Annotated in this window: 18 protein-coding genes; 13 read left to right on the top strand and 5 right to left on the bottom strand. The window is 67.5% G+C overall.

The window, feature by feature from the left end; genetic code table 11:
- Positions 1 to 36: 36 nt before the first annotated feature.
- Both AC1DVU_RS00685 and AC1DVU_RS00680 read right to left on the bottom strand, forming a co-directional pair.
- Positions 37 to 1,251, bottom strand: a complete 1,215-nt coding sequence (locus AC1DVU_RS00685; RefSeq protein WP_476920496.1) for a CaiB/BaiF CoA transferase family protein — start codon at positions 1,249 to 1,251, stop codon at positions 37 to 39.
- Positions 1,252 to 1,254: 3 nt separating this feature from the next.
- A complete protein-coding gene (locus AC1DVU_RS00680) occupies positions 1,255 to 2,571 on the bottom strand; it encodes an SLC13 family permease (protein ID WP_476920495.1) in 1,317 nt (438 codons plus the stop codon).
- A gap of 102 nt (positions 2,572 to 2,673) precedes the next feature.
- Between AC1DVU_RS00680 and AC1DVU_RS00675 the strand changes: the two genes are divergently transcribed.
- Both AC1DVU_RS00675 and AC1DVU_RS00670 read left to right on the top strand, forming a co-directional pair.
- On the top strand, positions 2,674 to 3,375 hold the full coding sequence (locus AC1DVU_RS00675) for a FadR/GntR family transcriptional regulator (RefSeq protein WP_476920494.1): 702 nt from the start codon (positions 2,674 to 2,676) through the stop codon (positions 3,373 to 3,375).
- Between the two features lie 7 nt (positions 3,376 to 3,382).
- Positions 3,383 to 4,153 (top strand): sulfite exporter TauE/SafE family protein, encoded by a 771-nt coding sequence (locus tag AC1DVU_RS00670; RefSeq protein WP_476920493.1) that lies wholly within the window; start codon positions 3,383 to 3,385, stop codon positions 4,151 to 4,153.
- Positions 4,154 to 4,156: 3 nt separating this feature from the next.
- Here the strand turns inward: AC1DVU_RS00670 and AC1DVU_RS00665 are convergent, their stop codons facing one another.
- Positions 4,157 to 4,864, bottom strand: coding sequence for a winged helix-turn-helix transcriptional regulator (locus tag AC1DVU_RS00665; RefSeq protein WP_476920492.1), 708 nt, complete (start codon positions 4,862 to 4,864; stop codon positions 4,157 to 4,159).
- 136 nt (positions 4,865 to 5,000) lie between these two features.
- Here AC1DVU_RS00665 and AC1DVU_RS00660 point away from each other — a divergent pair, with 136 nt between their 5' ends.
- From AC1DVU_RS00660 to AC1DVU_RS00625, 8 genes are all read left to right on the top strand, one after another.
- Positions 5,001 to 5,267, top strand: coding sequence for a MoaD/ThiS family protein (locus tag AC1DVU_RS00660; RefSeq protein WP_476920491.1), 267 nt, complete (start codon positions 5,001 to 5,003; stop codon positions 5,265 to 5,267).
- A 37-nt stretch (positions 5,268 to 5,304) separates the two neighbouring features.
- On the top strand, positions 5,305 to 6,114 hold the full coding sequence (locus tag AC1DVU_RS00655; RefSeq protein ID WP_476920490.1) for a hypothetical protein: 810 nt from the start codon (positions 5,305 to 5,307) through the stop codon (positions 6,112 to 6,114).
- A gap of 42 nt (positions 6,115 to 6,156) precedes the next feature.
- Entirely contained in the window at positions 6,157 to 6,585 is a 429-nt protein-coding gene (locus tag AC1DVU_RS00650) for a TlpA family protein disulfide reductase (RefSeq protein ID WP_476920489.1), read from the top strand.
- 247 nt (positions 6,586 to 6,832) lie between these two features.
- On the top strand, positions 6,833 to 7,270 hold the full coding sequence (locus AC1DVU_RS00645; protein WP_476920488.1) for a DUF4395 domain-containing protein: 438 nt from the start codon (positions 6,833 to 6,835) through the stop codon (positions 7,268 to 7,270).
- Positions 7,271 to 7,345: 75 nt separating this feature from the next.
- Positions 7,346 to 8,194, top strand: a complete 849-nt coding sequence (locus AC1DVU_RS00640; RefSeq protein WP_476920487.1) for a sulfurtransferase — start codon at positions 7,346 to 7,348, stop codon at positions 8,192 to 8,194.
- Positions 8,194 to 8,490 (top strand): DUF1416 domain-containing protein, encoded by a 297-nt coding sequence (locus tag AC1DVU_RS00635; protein WP_149689855.1) that lies wholly within the window; start codon positions 8,194 to 8,196, stop codon positions 8,488 to 8,490. Before AC1DVU_RS00640 ends, AC1DVU_RS00635 begins: the two co-directional genes overlap by 1 nt.
- A 255-nt stretch (positions 8,491 to 8,745) precedes the next feature.
- The gene (locus AC1DVU_RS00630) at positions 8,746 to 9,318 is read left to right on the top strand and encodes an LPXTG cell wall anchor domain-containing protein (RefSeq protein ID WP_476920486.1); all 573 of its coding nucleotides are present in this window, start codon (positions 8,746 to 8,748) and stop codon (positions 9,316 to 9,318) included.
- A 76-nt stretch (positions 9,319 to 9,394) separates the two neighbouring features.
- Complete coding sequence (locus AC1DVU_RS00625) at positions 9,395 to 11,200, top strand: DUF4012 domain-containing protein (protein ID WP_476920485.1); 1,806 nt, start codon at positions 9,395 to 9,397, stop codon at positions 11,198 to 11,200.
- Positions 11,201 to 11,203: 3 nt separating this feature from the next.
- On the opposite strand, the gene AC1DVU_RS00620 is transcribed toward AC1DVU_RS00625, so the two are convergent.
- On the bottom strand, positions 11,204 to 12,325 hold the full coding sequence (locus AC1DVU_RS00620; RefSeq protein WP_476920484.1) for an LCP family protein: 1,122 nt from the start codon (positions 12,323 to 12,325) through the stop codon (positions 11,204 to 11,206).
- A gap of 71 nt (positions 12,326 to 12,396) precedes the next feature.
- Positions 12,397 to 12,819 (bottom strand): D-aminoacyl-tRNA deacylase, encoded by a 423-nt coding sequence (gene dtd, locus AC1DVU_RS00615; protein WP_476920483.1) that lies wholly within the window; start codon positions 12,817 to 12,819, stop codon positions 12,397 to 12,399.
- A gap of 36 nt (positions 12,820 to 12,855) precedes the next feature.
- On the opposite strand from dtd, the gene AC1DVU_RS00610 reads away from it, so the two are divergent.
- Genes AC1DVU_RS00610 through AC1DVU_RS00600 form a run of 3 tightly spaced genes read left to right on the top strand, consistent with a single transcriptional unit; the run spans position 12,856 to position 14,817 of the window.
- Positions 12,856 to 13,350: a heme-binding beta-barrel domain-containing protein gene (locus AC1DVU_RS00610; protein WP_476920482.1), complete on the top strand. Its 495-nt coding sequence runs from the start codon at positions 12,856 to 12,858 to the stop codon at positions 13,348 to 13,350.
- A complete protein-coding gene (ygfZ, locus tag AC1DVU_RS00605; protein ID WP_476920481.1) occupies positions 13,343 to 14,275 on the top strand; it encodes a CAF17-like 4Fe-4S cluster assembly/insertion protein YgfZ in 933 nt (310 codons plus the stop codon). The genes AC1DVU_RS00610 and ygfZ overlap by 8 nt, the downstream gene beginning before the upstream one ends.
- A complete protein-coding gene (locus AC1DVU_RS00600) occupies positions 14,275 to 14,817 on the top strand; it encodes an arsenate reductase/protein-tyrosine-phosphatase family protein (RefSeq protein WP_476920480.1) in 543 nt (180 codons plus the stop codon). The genes ygfZ and AC1DVU_RS00600 overlap by 1 nt, the downstream gene beginning before the upstream one ends.
- Position 14,818 lies beyond the last annotated feature (1 nt).

Raw genomic sequence — 14,818 nt, 5'->3', positions numbered from 1 at the left:
CGCTGGCGCTCGCTCATGCTTTTCCCTCCTGCTCGCTCATGACGTCTCCTTCAGCCAGGCCCTGATGTCGTCACCATTCTCGTCGAGCACCGGCGGGGAGTCGTGCGAGGTCACCGTGACCTCGCCGCCGTCGGCGTCGAAGAACCGCAGCGGAGGCCCCGGCAGGGTCAACCTACCGAGCGTGCTGTGCTCGACGTCGATCAGCAAGCCCTGGCTCGCGGTCTGCTCCCACTCGTACACCTCGTCGATGGTCCGCACCCTGCCTGCAGGTATGCCGACCTCGGCGAGCCGGTCGAGCAGCGCGGCGGCGTCCCAATCGGCGAATGCCTTCTCGACGATCTCGACGACTCGTTCGCGTTGGGCGACCCTTTCTGGGTTCGTGGCGATCCCGGGCGCGGCCGGGTCAAGGCCGAACCCTGCGCAGAAGTCGTGCCACAGGCCCTCGCTGCCGACCGCTATCTGCACAGCGCCGTCGCGGCAGTGGAACAGCCCGTACGGCGAGATCGACGGGTGATGGTTGCCCTGCGCCTGCCCTACCTCGCCTGTGACGGTCCACCGCGTGCCCTGGAACCCGTGCACGCCAACCGTCGCCGCCAACAAGGAGGTACGCACGACAGTGCCAACACCGGTCGCCTCCCGCTCGTGCAGCGCCGCTATGACGCCGTACGCGCCGTACATCCCGGCGAGGATGTCGGAGATGGGAGTGCCGACCTTCTGCGGGTCTTCGGGGCCTGATCCCGTGATCGACATCAGCCCGGCCTCGCCTTGAGCGATCTGGTCGTAGCCGGCCCTCCCGCCCTCAGGGCCGTCGTGGCCGAATCCCGTGATCGACAGCACGACGAGTCCGGGGTTGTGCTCGTGCAGTGCGGCGATCCCCAGCCCGAGGCGCTCGAGCACTCCCGTACGGAAGTTCTCGACGAGCACGTCAGCACGCGACACCAGCTCGAGCAGGACGTCGCGGTCAGCGTCGTCCTTCAGGTCGAGCGCGATCGACTCCTTGTTGCGGTTGGCCGACAGGAAGTACGTCGACTCACGAGCTGCGTCGTCGCCGGCTGTCCCGGTGTGCCCGCCGTCCTCCGGCCAGCGGAACGGCGGCCCCCAGCCACGGGTGTCATCTCCGTGTCGCGGGTTCTCGACCTTGATGACGCGAGCACCGAGGTCGCCCAGCATCATCGTGGCGTGCGGCCCGGCGAGGGCGCGCGACAGGTCGACGACCAGCAGGTCCTTGAGCGGTCCGAAACGTGATGTCATCCGTCACCATCCCGGCAGCACGAGGGCTGCCCACACGAAGAATGGACCGACCGCGACGACGATGAAGCTGTACGTCAGGATCTGCTTGTAGAACGTCTGCTCACCGATCGTGTCCGGCCGGTTGGCGAGCATCAACGCGCCGTTGGTCGAGAACGGGCTGACGTCGACGATCGTCGAGGCGATCGCGAGGGCTGCGACGAGCGCCACGGCATTGATGCCGTGCTCGGCGATGATCGGCAGCGCGATCGGGATGATGATCGGCAGCAGCGCGGTGGAGGAGGCGAACGCCGAGACGACGCCGCCGACGTAGCAGAGGATCAGGGCGCCGATCGCGGCTGCGCCGAGGCCGGCCGCCCACTTGCCGACGAACTCGGGCGATCCCGCCTGCGTGAGGATGGCGGCGTACGTGCTGACGCCCGCGACCAGCAGGACCGTCGGCCAGGCGATCGCGCGCACGGCGTCGGTGTGCTGCTTCGGGGCGAGCATGTTGAGGATGACCGCCGCCGTGATCGAGACGAACCCGATGTTCTTGTCGAATGCGAGGGACACGACCGCGACCCCGACGAACGCGACGAGGGTCAGCAGCTGGTCGACCCGCACGCCCTGCGCCTTGGTGCCGGTCGGTGCCGTGGTGCCGTAGCCGCGAGCCGGGACGGTCGCGCCGCCGCTGTGCAGGTCGTCGAGCAGCTCGTCCTCGTCAAGATCGATGCGCTGGGACATCAGCTTGCCGCCGCCGAGCACGACGAACAGGATGCTGGCCATGATCAGGTTGACCACGAGGCTCGACAGGAACAGCGTCATCTCGCCAACCTCGAGGCCGTTCTCGCGCATCACGGAGTTGGTGATCGTGCCGTAGATGCTGATGGGGGAGAAGCCACCGCCCTGGGCGCCGTGCACGACGAACATGCCCATCATGAGCGGATTGATCTTGTACTTGCCGGCGAACCCGAGAGCGATGGGACCGATGATCGCGCACGCGGCGGGACTCGCTGCCCCGATGCCGGTCAGCAACGCCGTGACGCCGAACATGACCCAGGGGATCAGGGCGACGCGACCGCCGACGGCCTTGACCGCCTTGGTGACGATCAGGTCCACCGTCCCGTTGTTCTTGGCTATCGCGAACAGGTACGTGACGCCGATCAACGTCAGGACCAGGTCACCGCTCACCCCCGCCAGGATCTCCTTCTCGTCGAGCTTGAGCGAGTACATGCCGACGAGCCACGCCGCGACGTACGCGAGCGCCCCCATGTTGATCGGCAGCAGCGTGCCGATGGCGAACAGCGCGACCAGCGCGATGATCGCAACCCATTCCGGACCCATATCGATTCCTTTCTCGATGCGGCCCCCGTGAGCCACGTCACCATCACTGGTTCAGTGGCCTAGCCAATAGTCATCTTTGCCAATTGTCAATACCCTTGTCCCATGGGCAGCAGATCATTCACCGGCCTGAAGCCGGTCAGTCGACCTCGGCTGTACGAGCAGGTGGCCGAACAGATCATGGGGTGGATCGACGAGAACGGGCTCAAGCCGGGTGACCGGCTCCCGCCCGAGCGCGAGCTCGCGGCGCGGCTCGGCGTCAGCCGGGCGACGGTCAGCCAGGCCCTGGTCGCACTCGAGGTCATCGGTGTCGTGGCCGTACGCCACGGTGACGGCGCCATGCTGACGGAAACCCGTTCGTCCACCAAGATCATCGACGCGATCCGCGCCCACGCGACCCGGCTGCCTGAGGTCATCGAGGCGCGCGACGCCCTCGAGTCCAAGCTCGCCGCGCTCGCCGCCCAGCGCCGGAGCGACGACGACATGGCTCGCATCGACGGCGCCCTCGACGAGATGGAGCGTGACATCGAAGCAGGTGGCCGCGGGGTCGAGGGCGATGAGCAGTTCCATGCCGCGATCACCGCAGCAGCCCACTCATCCCTGCTCGCTCGGATGATGGCGGAGATCAGTGACCTGATCCTCGAGACCCGCATCGAGTCGCTGTCGCAGCCTGGTCGCCCCCGCGACTCCCTCAAGGCTCACCGCAAGATCGCCGAGGCAATCCGGCGGAAGGACCCCCGCGCCGCAGCCGAGGCGATGCACGACCACGTCGAGATGGTCAGCGACGTGGCGCTGCTGCGCGACTGACCTCGGGATGGACAACCTGGACCAGCTCGCGCTGCTGGCCGGCGGGCTCCTGGCCGGCATCGCGTCATCCTCCGTCGGCGCCGCGTCGCTCATCAGCTTCCCGATTCTCGTCGCGGTCGGCCTGCCGCCGGTCGTCGCCAACGCGTCGAACACCGTCGGCCTCGTGCCGGCCGGCGTCGGTGGGGCTGTTGGCTACCGCCGTGAGCTGCGGGAGTACCCGCGGCTCAGCGGGGCGGTCATCGCGACGAGCGGGCTGGGCGGCGTCGTCGGCGCGACGTTGCTCCTGGTCCTCAACCCCGGTGTGTTCGAGGCGATCGTGCCGTGGCTCATCCTGTTCTCCTCGGCACTCGTCGCCACGCAGCCGGCGATCTCGGCATGGGCGCGGCGAAGGACCCTCCGACGAGGCCTCGCGCCCCGCGACCGGCAGACGATGTCGGGACCCGTCGCTGGGCTCTCGACCCTCCTGGGCATCTATGGCGGATACTTCGGCGCCGCCCAGGGTGTCATCCTGGTCGCGTTCTATGCCCTCGGCATCGATGTCGAGCTGCGCATCATCAACGCCCTCAAGACCCTGGCGATCTTCGCGTCGAATGTCGTGGCGACAGTCGTGTTCGTCTTCTGGGCCGACCTCGACTGGGCTGCCGTCGTGCTGGTCGGCCTGGGCTCGCTCGTCGGGGGCTACCTGGGCGCGCTCATCGGACGCAGGCTTCCGCCGTGGCTCTTCCGGGTCCTCGTCGTCGCGATGGGCCTGACCGTGGGCCTGACGATGCTGCTCTAGCGCCTAGGCGTCGGCGGTGTCGCGGGCCGGCTCGGTCTTGGTGGCAACGAAACGGTAGCCGACGTTGCGCACGGTGCCGATCAAGGTCTCGTTGTCGGTGCCCAGCTTGGCCCGCAACCGGCGTACGTGCACGTCAACCGTGCGCGTGCCACCGAAGTAGTCGTAGCCCCACACCTCTTGCAGCAGCTGCTGGCGGGTGAAGACCCGGCCCGGGTGCTGGGCGAGGAACTTGAGGAGCTCGAACTCCTTGAACGTGAGGTCGAGCGTGCGGTTCTCGAGCTTGGCGGTGTAGGTCGCATCGTCGACCACGAGTCCGCTGGAGGAGATGACGTGGCTCTCGTTGTCGCCGTCGTGGGTCGCGGCGACGCGGCCGATTCCCAGCCGCAGGCGGGCCTCGAGCTCGGCGGGTCCGGCGGTCGTCAGGATGACGTCGTCCATGCCCCAGTCGGACGCAGCGACGGCGAGGCCGCCCTCGGTCAGGATCAGGATGAGCGGGCACTCGATGCCGGTCGTGCGGATGACCCGGGTCAGGCTGCGGACCTGGGCGAGGTCGTGGCGGCCGTCGACGAGAACGGCGTCGCAGGGCGGTGCATCGAGCAGGGCGCTCGCCTCGGCGGGGAGGATCTTGACGTGGTGCGGCAACAGGGCGAGGGCAGGCAGCACCTCCACCGACGACTGCGTGCTCTTGGTGAGGAGAAGCAGGTGGGACATGAGGTCAGCCTCCGGTGCCGCGTGAGTTAGCCGGGTCGATCTGGTCCAGATATGCGAAAAGGCCATGGCGGAACACCGTGGCCTCGTTGCATGGTCAACAATACTTCATGTGTCCGACCAATTGCCACGAGGTGACGTGAATGAGAAGGACGTCACAGTGCACTACTGGGCGTCCGCACGTTCTGCGGCAGGCATCGCCGAGGAGCAGGTTCCCGCTGGGACCCTCGCTGAGCTCCTCGACGAGATCAGTCGGCGGCATCGCGACCGCGACCGGTTCGACGACGTGATCTCGACCTGCTCGATCCTCCTGGGGGACACCCCTGTCGGCGCGCGCGAACCGGCGACGATCTCGCTGCATCCGGGTGACACCGTGGAGTTCCTCCCGCCGTTCGCCGGCGGTTAGCGCACGACCGCCCTCCACGTACTGGCATCATGCGGGGGTGTCACGCCTTGGATCGACCCTGCTGTCCCTCGCACTGGCCGGGGTCATCACGCTCGCGGCCTACACCGATCCGGTCTTCGTCGGCGCGGCTGTCTTCCTCGTCCAGGTGCTGATCGCGTTGGCGCCCCGCGCGGTCGACCCGTCCGGACGTTCCATCCAGTCACCCCACTTCGTGGCGGCATTGAGCGGCGGCGCGGTGGCCACGGTGATCACGCTGGCGCCCGACCTGCTGAATGGGGCGGACGGCACGACGGCCGACGTGGTGGGTGCGACCGACAACGGGATGTTGGCCGGGATCCTTCCGGCGATCGCAGTATCGGTGTTCGTGGCCCTGGTCGCACAGATGTTTCGCACCGACGGCCGCCCCGACCTCGTGCCGTCGACGGCGTACGCCGTGACGCTCGGGACGTTCGCGGCCTTGTCGTCGGGATGGATCGGCGCGGCCCAGTCGCTCGCCGAGGCCGAAGCCGTCGCCGTCGGAGCCGGCGGGCTCGCCGCCGGGCTGTTGGTCTGGCTCATCCCCATGGACCGTTGGATCTGTGCCTCGATGGCCGTGGTCGCCGGAGCCGCTGGCGGTGCCGCGGTCGTGCTCGGCGTCGACTCGACGATTCTCACCTGGGTCTATGGCGCCGCGATCGGCTCGGCTGCGGCCTTGTTCGGCGTCCTGGGTCAGGTGCTCGGGCGGGCCTGGTCCCAAGGGCGTACGCACGCAGCTGCCGGTTGGGGCTTTCCCGGTGCGATGTCGGTCGCGCTCGCCGCCCCGCTGGTCTACGTCGGCGGCCAGCTCGTGGGTGCGCCCGGCCTCTGAGACAGCCAAGGTAGCCCGGGCCGCCCCACGTACGCTGGAAGCATGGCTGGAATCGTGGCGCTCCTTGCCGCCGTCGTGGTGACGGTGGCCGTGGCGGCGATCGTCGAGGCCAGGAATGGCCGGTTCGCCGAGCAGCCGCCACGAGCCGACGCCCAGGTGCTCTTCCCGTCCGACATCGGGACCGAGCTGGGCGAGCGTGCGACGCTCGTCCAGTTCTCGACTGCCTTCTGCAGCCCGTGCCGGGCAACCCGTGTGCTGCTGAACGACATTGCAGCCAAGGTCGACGGCGTCGTGGCTGTCGACATCGACGCCGAGGAGCATCTCGAGATGGTCCGCAGGTTCGGCATCATGCGCACGCCGACGGTCTTCGTGCTCGACGCTGACGGCGTCGTCTCGACCCGCGCATCGGGCCTACCGCGTCGCGAACAGGTGCTCGCAGCGCTCGGAGAGGCCGTCGGAGACCCACGATAAAGGCCTGCAATGCCAGCAAGTGCGCCAACATGTGGGACAAGTGTCCACATCGCGAGACAATGGAGTGATTAACCCAGCAGGTGTCCCTACTCTTGGACACATGCTTGAGACGACACACCTGACGAGGCGGCGCGCAGTCGACAACTGCCGCACCCGCTCCTCGCTGTGTCGAATGCGCTGACACCTTTCGTCCGTCAGTTCCCGCACGCCCAGGCCATGCCGGGCCGTGCCTCAGCGCAGGAGCAACATGCCCCAACCCACACACGTGGACCCTCGTGGTCTGCGCGTAGCCGCTGGCATCACCGCCGTCGTGCTCGCGCTGGTGCTGGTGACGCCTGAGCCGGTCAACGTCGTGCTGCTCGCGATCCAGGTCGCGGTCTTCGCGGTCTCGGCACTGGTCAGCCTGCAGGTCTCGCCCTACTCGGTCTTCTTCGCCAAGGTCGTGCGTCCCCGGATCGGGCCGCCTGCCGACGTGGAGGACGCCCGACCGCCACGGTTCGCGCAAGTCGTCGGACTCGCGTTCACCAGCGCCGCCCTCATCGCCTTCCTCGCGGGAGCGACGACGGTCGGCTACCTCGCCACGGTGTTCGCACTCGTGGCAGCCCTGCTCAACGCATCCGTCGGCCTGTGCCTCGGATGCGAGCTCTACCTGGTGCTGCGCCGGCTCACGCCGGCACGTGCCTGACAACTTCATCTGCCCCACGAACAAGCACTGTCTCATCAACCAACGCCCATCCAGGGCACACAACGGAGGTACAGCATGAGCCGCGAATCCGCGCTCGTCACCGCAGACTGGGTCGAGGAACATCTCAATGACTCGTCGATCGTTCTCATCGAGGTCGACGAGGACGCCGAGGCGTACGACAAGGGGCACATCCCCGGCGCCATCAAGCTCGACTGGAAGAAGGATCTCCAGGACGGCGTCCGCCACGACTTCGTCAGCAAGGAGAAGCTCGAGGCGCTCCTGTCGGCCAAGGGCATCGGCAACGACGACACGATCGTGTTCTACGGCGGCAACAACAACTGGTTCGCCGCGTACGCCTACTGGTACCTCAAGTACTACGGCCACGACAACCTGCGTCTGCTGGACGGTGGCCGCAAGAAGTGGGAGCTCGACAGCCGTGAGCTGACGACCGAGGTCACCGAGCGTCCCGCGACGACGTACGTCGCCAAGGACGCGGACGAGTCGATCCGCGCGTTCCGCGATGAAGTCATCGCGTCCATCGGCACCAAGAACCTCATCGACGTCCGCAGCCCTGATGAGTACGCCGGCCGCCTCCTCGCCCCGGCGCACCTGCCGCAGGAGCAGGCCCAGATCGGCGGTCACATCCCGACCGCCGGCAACGTGCCGTGGAGCAAGGCTGCCAACGACGACGGCACGTTCCGCAGCGACGAGGAGCTCAAGGAGCTCTACGCCGACGCTGGTCTTGACGACGCCAAGGACACGATCGCCTACTGCCGCATCGGTGAGCGCAGCTCGCACACGTGGTTCGTGCTCAAGGAGATCCTGGGTCACGAGAACGTCAAGAACTACGACGGGTCGTGGACCGAATACGGTGCCCTGCGTGCCGTGCCGGTGGCCCTCGGCGACGAGCCGGGTGTCGCCTGATGTGCGGCGCGATCAAGGGCGGTCCGAGCCTCGACGGCGTCGACGTCGCGAATGAAGCTGTGATCCAGGGCATCGTGACGCGTGACGGCCAGCCGGTCGGCAATGCGTACGTACGTCTGCTCGACCGCACCGGCGAGTTCACCGCAGAGGTTCCCACCTCGGCGACCGGCCAGTTCCGGTTCTTCGCCGGACCCGGCGAGTGGACCCTCCGCACGCTCGCTCCGAAGTCGATCTCGGTCGACAACGCGGTGACGGCCGCCAAGGGCGTCGTTGCCGAGGTTGCCGTCGCGGTCTGACCTGCGCAGAAGGACATGACGAGGTGCATCCGGCTCAGCCGGGTGCACCTCGTCGTCACGTCGGGAGAGCCGGCGGGACCCGTCGATGACAGGTAGGCACTAACTGGCTCGAACCCGCCGTCGGTTGCGCTAGAGTTCCGCGTAACGAAGTGCCGGTGACGCTCGTTGTTCCACGCGTAACTCGTCTCACTGCGGCAACATGTTCCACATTCATGGTCACGGCCTGTCAAACCAGGATCTTCACGGGAGTATTCAATGTTCAAACTTCGGCTTGTCGCCGCGGCTGTGATCGCGTGCGGGATCACCCTGCTGTCGTCGGGTGTTGCCCAGGCCTATCCCGCCTGTGGTGTGTCGCTCAGCCTCAACAACTCGACCGTCGTGGGTGGCAAGAGCTTCACGTTCAAGGCTGATGCGGGCGAGACCGACTGCGCCTGGACCGTGACCTACCGGGGCAAGACCAAGACCGGATCGGGCACCTCGATCACCGGCTCGTTCTCGACTCCCGACGTCGACAAGACGACCTCGTCGAAGATCGTCGCCAAGTGCACGCACGAGGCCACCGAGTCCTCCGCCGCGACGGCAAGCGCCTCCTCGGACGTGACGCCGGCGTTCTACTCGACCGGAACCGCCACCGCCCTGCAGGCCGTCGACGTCACGTGCCCCATCTCGGCCACCGTCACGCTGCTCGCCGATGGCGTTGGCGACGAAGGTGACAGCGCACTGCCCGACACCGGTGGTTCGAAGCTCTGGCTCCTGGCCCTGGGCGGAGCCCTGGTGGTCGGCGGAGCCGGCGTCACGTACGCCGCGCGTCGTCGCTCCTCGCACTGATTCCTCGAAAGTCCACCACCACTCATGCGAGCCCTGTCATCGGGGCTCGCATGAGTGATGTCGGAGCACCTACGCCATGAGACTTCCGCAGCTCAGGTCGCGGCCACCCCAGCGACACGCCGGTCCCTGGTATCGGCGGATCACTGGTGGTCATGTCGTTCTCGCCGTCGGCGTGGTCCTCGGTCTGTTGCTCGTCGTCTTCGCGTTCCAGGCGTCCCAGGCCAGCTCGTCTCTACGCCTGGCCTCCAACCAGGCCGAGGTGCTCCAGAACCAGATCGTGGCAGGCGACGAGGCCGGGGCCAAGGTCACGCTCAGCGGCCTCCAGACGTCGACAGAGCGGGCGCGTGCCAAGACCGAAGGGCCGTTGTGGTCGATCGGCTCCAAGGTGCCGTACTTCGGCAAGAACGTCTCGGCCGTGCGGACGGTCGCCGTCGTGGCCGATGACATCGCCACCCAGGCCATGCCGCCACTGGTCAACCTGTCGGCGCAGGTCAACCTCAACGCCTTCAGCCCACGCAACGGCAAGGTCGATCTGGCCAAGATCCGCAAGATCCGGCCCTCGGTCATCGCCGCCGCAGACGCGTTGACCCGGGCGGACGACAAGCTGAGCGGCATCGACGCGTCCTCTCTGCTGGTCCCCATCCGGGGGCCGGTGAGCACGATCCAGTACAAGATCGCCTCGGCACAGTCCGCCGCCGTGTCCAGCCGGTCCGCAGCTCGCCTGATGCCCTCGATGCTGGGCGCCAACGGCACTCGTCGCTACCTGTTGCTGATCCAGAACAACGCCGAAGTACGACCTACCGGCGGCATCGCCGGATCGTTCGCGATCCTCAAGGCCGACAAGGGCAAGCTGTCGATGGGTGAGCAGGGGTCGATCCAGGACCTGCCGCCGGCCAGCAAGCCGGTCGTGCCGATGACGGCAGATGAACGGTCGGTGTTCTCCTCCGACCTCGTGACCGACATCCGTGACGTCAACAGCACCCCTGACTTCCCGCGCAGTGCGGAGATCGCTCGCGCCCTGGTCAAGAAGGGCCTCGACGTCGACGTCGACGGGGTCATCTCGGTCGACCCCATCGCGTTGTCCTACATCCTGGGGGGCACTGGGCCGGTGCAGCTGTCCGATGGCACGTCGCTCGACCAGTCCAACGCTGTCGGTGTGCTGCTCAACGGGATCTATGCCGCGTACCAGGACAACGACAAGCAGGACGACGTGTTCCAGAGCGCCGCCCGCAAGATCTTCGATGTCGTCAAGTCGGGCCGCGGGGACTCGCGCACGGTCATCTCCGCGCTGGTCACCGCCGCGAACGAGAACCGGCTCACGATGTGGTCGAGCCATGAGGTCGAGCAGAAGGAGATCGCTCCGACGGGGCTGTCGGGCAGCGTCGGGGGTGACGACGGCAACCGGCCGCACATCGGCGTCTACCTGAGCGACGCCGCCTCCACCAAGATGGAGTACTACCTCGACTACACGACCGTGGTGCGTCCTGGTCGCTGCCTGAACGGGGACATCCAGGAGCTGAGCACGACGACGGAGCTGGTCTCCAACGCGCCGGCCAACGCCGCGCAGCTGTCCCCCTATATCGCGGGGATCGGGGGATTCACCCCGAGAGGAACGATGCGGATCACCCTGCACATCTACTCTCCGTACGACGGTGGGATCACCGGCGTCCGGATCAACGGTGAATCGCAGACCGTGTCCGCGGGTCGCGTGGGCGGTCGCAACATCTCCTCGGTGACCGTGACGATCAAGCCCGGCGAGCAGATCTCCGTGACCGCCACGATGATCTCCGGACGCGGCCAGGGCGGCGACGGGGTGTTCAGCACCACGCCTGGGGTTCAGCCGACGCTGAACGACGTACGGGTCAACTCCGCGTGCGACTGACGGTCAGCCGACCTCGTCGGGCGGCTTCAGGACGTCGTCCGGGTACTTCTTGAGATAGGCCCGCAGGTTGTCCTTGCGGAACGCGGTGTACATCTCGTCGGACTTGAGCTCATCGAGCCGCACGATGCTGCCGAACGTCGGGATCGTCTCGGTGCCGGCGACCGGCGCGGTGAGGAAGATGACGTCTTTGGTCTGCACGCCCCGCAGGGAGAGCGCGAGGCCGCGCATGTCGCCTGCGGTCCAGGCCTCGTCGACCGTCAGGTTCTTGGTGAGGGCGCTGACGGTGTTGATGAGCTTGACCGGGTTGCGCATCGTGCCCTTCGCGAGGATCTTGCCCATCAGCGCGCGGAGGAAGTTCTGCTGGCGCGCGATGCGGTCGAAGTCGCCGCGCAGGAGGCCGTAGCGGGTGCGGACGTAGGCGAGCGCCTTCTTGCCCTCGAGGTTCTGCTGGCCGGCATCCCACTGGATCTTCTGCTTGGGGTCGTAGAACGCCCTGGGAATCGTCACCGGGACGCCGCCGACCGCGGTCGACAGGTCCTTGAAGCCCTCCCAGTCGATGATCGCGAGGTGCTTCATGCGGAGGTCGGTGAGGTGCTCGACCGTCGAGAGGGTGCCACTGGGGCCGTACTCGGAGAACGCCGCGTTGATCTTGTTCTGCCCCTGCGGCTCGCCCTTCTCGTTGTAGATCGTCGTGAACGTGTCACGGGGGATCGACATCAAGAAGGCGTACTTCCGGTTGGACGTGATGTGCACGATCATCAGCGTGTCCGAGCGGTACTTGCCGGTCGGCCACTTGTCGGCCTTGGCGTCGTCGGCGATCGACGTGTCCTGAGGCTCGCCGGCGATCTTCTTGCCCTTGTCCGAGCCGATCAGCAAGATGTTGAGCGCCTTGCCCTTGTCGGGGTCGGGGCGGTCCTCTTCCTTGATCTTCGGCTTGACCTTCTCGACGTTGCCGAGCTTGTTGTTGAGCATGTAGGCGTATGCGGCGGTCGCGGCGACACCGACGCTGAAGACGACTGCCAGGGTCACGAGGGTCAGGAAGGTCTTGCGGTGGCGCCGGCGAAACTTGTCGCCATCCGCTCGCCTCTTGCCGGCGTCGCGGTAATTGCCGAGCCTGCCTGCCATCGTGCTCCGTCCTCAGGGAATCCCGACCATTCTGCCGGGTCGCGTCAAGGCGCGTCCAAGTCGGTACGCAGTCAGAGCTCCAGGACCAGCGTGGTCGGTCCGTCGTTCGTCAGGGAGATCGCCATGTCCGCTCCGAAGACGCCCTCGGCCACGGTCGCGCCGAGCGAACGCAGGGCGTTGCAGAAGTGGTCGTAGACCGGTTCCGCGACCGGCCCCGGCGCCGCGGCGGTCCAGGTCGGGCGCCGGCCCTTGCGTGCGTCGCCGTAGAGCGTGAACTGGCTGACCACGAGGATCCCGGCACCGAGCTCGGCTGCGGACTTCTCCTCACGCAGGATGCGCAGGTTCCAGATCTTGGCGGCCAGCCGGTCTGCGAGGTCCGTGGTGTCGTCGTGCGTGACGCCGAGCAGGACCACGAGTCCCGTGCTGATCTCGCCGACGGTCTTCCCGGTGACCTCGACCCGGGCCTGACTGACCCTCTGCACGACCGCTCTCATGCACGTCAGCGTAAAGGGCGCCCGTAGACTGGGAACATGCCGTTCGAGATCCCGTCCGACCTCCACCCTGACCTCATGCCGGTCGTGTGGCTGCTCGGCAACTGGCACGGCGACGGGCACGGCGACTACCCGACGATCGACTCCTTCACGTTCGAGCAGGATGTGGTGTTCGCGCACGACACCCGCCCGTTCCTTCACTACTTCAGCCGGACGTGGATCACCGACGACAAGGGTGAACGCGTACGTCCGGGAGCGCTCGAGACCGGCTTCCTGCGACCCAAGGACGACGGCCAGCTCGAGCTAGTCCTCGCGCACCCCACGGGCTATGCCGAGGTCTGGTACGGCGAGGTCGACGGCCCGCGGATCACGCTCGCGACCGACGTCGTCGCGCGCACGTCGACCGCCAAGGAGTACACGGCCGGCCAGCGCATGTACGGCCTGGTCGAGGGCGACCTGATGTACGCGTACGACATGGCCGCCGAGGGCCAGGAGATGCAGTCGCACCTGTGGGGGAGGCTGGCCCGTGTCTAGCCCCCTGCTGGCCCTGCACGGCGCCGTCGGCGGCGACTCGCCGGATCACGCAGTCGCAGCGCACTACGGCGCGATCTCGGCCGAGCAGCGCCGTCTCACCGCAGGCCATACGTTCGTGGACCTGTCGCACCGCGACGTCGTGACGATCACCGGTCCCGACCGCTTGACCTGGCTGCACTCGCTCACGACGCAGTTCCTCGAGAACCTCGCGCCGGGTGTGCCGACCGAAGTCCTGCTGCTGTCGCCGCAGGGGCGCATCGAGCACGGGTTCTCCGGCATCGACGACGGCGAGACGTTCTGGGCGCACACCGAACCCGGGGCCGGCTCGGCGCTCGCGGAGTTCCTCGACCGTATGCGGTTCATGATGCGCGTTGAGGTCGCGACCGTCACGGACGACTGGGCTGTGATCGGCCTGCCCGGACTGCAGTGGAAGCTCGTCCCGCGCGCATCCCTGATGGAGCTGCCGGCCGAGCTCGGCGACCCGGTCGGGCTGTGGGCGTGGGAGGCCGAGCGCATCGCGGCCGGCATCGTGCGGGTCGGGCTCGACACCGATGACAAGACCATCCCCAACGAGGTCGGGCTGCTCGGCGTCGCCGTGCACCTCGACAAGGGGTGCTACCGCGGACAGGAGACCGTCGCTCGCGTGCACACGCTGGGCCGTCCGCCGCGCCGGCTCGTCCGTCTCCTCCTCGACGGCTCCGTCGACCACCTTCCTGCGCATGGCTCGGACGTGACCCTCGACGGCGTCCGGGTGGGATTCGCCGGCTCGTCCGCCCGCCACCACGAGCTGGGGCCGATCGCGCTCGCCGTGATCAAGCGCAACGTCGATCCCGGCGCGACGCTGCTGGCCGACGGCGTCGCAGCCAACCAGGAGGTGCTCGTCGACCCCGAGGCAGGGCTCCACGTACGTCCGGTCCTGCGCTGATGCCGGCGCAACGCTTCGCGATCCTCGCGGTGTGCACGGCCAACATCTGCCGGTCGCCGATGATCGAGGCGCTGCTGCGAGCCCGGCTCGACAGTGACAAGTTCGAGGTGGCGAGCGCCGGAGTGCAGGGCTGGGACCGCCAGCCGATGGATGCCATGGCAGCCATGGAGCTCCTGCGGCTGGGGCACTCGGCAGAGTCGTTCCGCTCCCACGCGATCGACTCCTATCTCGTCGACTCGGCCGACCTGATCGTCACGGCGACCCGGGTGCACCGCTCGGATGTGTTGAGCGTCAACCCGCGCGCCCTCCGACGTACCTTCACGTTGCGTGAGTTCGCGGCGCTCTGCGACCTGGTCCACGGCGCCGATCCGGGCGACCTCGTAGCCGAGGCGGCGCGACAGCGCAGCAAGGCCCCCGCCGACATCGACATCGGAGACCCCTACCGGCGCAGCCCGGACGTCCACCGCAAGACAGCCGATCAGATCGATGCCGCGGTGCAGACCATCAGCGAACGTCTCAACGCCCTCGTCGCGGTCGGCTGAG

It is taken from the genome of Aeromicrobium sp. P2_G6 (genome assembly GCF_056403535.1).
The sequence above is the reverse complement of the archived record's forward strand: the minus strand, read 5'-3'. Positions and strand labels throughout refer to the sequence as shown.

What these genes read in the sequence shown, in the direction of transcription:
- AC1DVU_RS00685 (WP_476920496.1), bottom strand. Translation starts at nt 1,251, where the DNA reads ATGACATCACGTTTCGGACCGCTCAAGGACCTGCTGGTCGTCGACCTG.
- AC1DVU_RS00680 (WP_476920495.1), bottom strand. Translation starts at nt 2,571, where the DNA reads ATGGGTCCGGAATGGGTTGCGATCATCGCGCTGGTCGCGCTGTTCGCC.
- AC1DVU_RS00675 (WP_476920494.1), top strand. Translation starts at nt 2,674, where the DNA reads ATGGGCAGCAGATCATTCACCGGCCTGAAGCCGGTCAGTCGACCTCGG.
- AC1DVU_RS00670 (WP_476920493.1), top strand. Translation starts at nt 3,383, where the DNA reads ATGGACAACCTGGACCAGCTCGCGCTGCTGGCCGGCGGGCTCCTGGCC.
- AC1DVU_RS00665 (WP_476920492.1), bottom strand. Translation starts at nt 4,864, where the DNA reads ATGTCCCACCTGCTTCTCCTCACCAAGAGCACGCAGTCGTCGGTGGAG.
- AC1DVU_RS00650 (WP_476920489.1), top strand. Translation starts at nt 6,157, where the DNA reads ATGGCTGGAATCGTGGCGCTCCTTGCCGCCGTCGTGGTGACGGTGGCC.
- AC1DVU_RS00645 (WP_476920488.1), top strand. Translation starts at nt 6,833, where the DNA reads ATGCCCCAACCCACACACGTGGACCCTCGTGGTCTGCGCGTAGCCGCT.
- AC1DVU_RS00640 (WP_476920487.1), top strand. Translation starts at nt 7,346, where the DNA reads ATGAGCCGCGAATCCGCGCTCGTCACCGCAGACTGGGTCGAGGAACAT.
- AC1DVU_RS00635 (WP_149689855.1), top strand. Translation starts at nt 8,194, where the DNA reads ATGTGCGGCGCGATCAAGGGCGGTCCGAGCCTCGACGGCGTCGACGTC.
- AC1DVU_RS00630 (WP_476920486.1), top strand. Translation starts at nt 8,746, where the DNA reads ATGTTCAAACTTCGGCTTGTCGCCGCGGCTGTGATCGCGTGCGGGATC.
- AC1DVU_RS00625 (WP_476920485.1), top strand. Translation starts at nt 9,395, where the DNA reads ATGAGACTTCCGCAGCTCAGGTCGCGGCCACCCCAGCGACACGCCGGT.
- AC1DVU_RS00620 (WP_476920484.1), bottom strand. Translation starts at nt 12,325, where the DNA reads ATGGCAGGCAGGCTCGGCAATTACCGCGACGCCGGCAAGAGGCGAGCG.
- dtd (WP_476920483.1), bottom strand. Translation starts at nt 12,819, where the DNA reads ATGAGAGCGGTCGTGCAGAGGGTCAGTCAGGCCCGGGTCGAGGTCACC.
- AC1DVU_RS00610 (WP_476920482.1), top strand. Translation starts at nt 12,856, where the DNA reads ATGCCGTTCGAGATCCCGTCCGACCTCCACCCTGACCTCATGCCGGTC.
- AC1DVU_RS00600 (WP_476920480.1), top strand. Translation starts at nt 14,275, where the DNA reads ATGCCGGCGCAACGCTTCGCGATCCTCGCGGTGTGCACGGCCAACATC.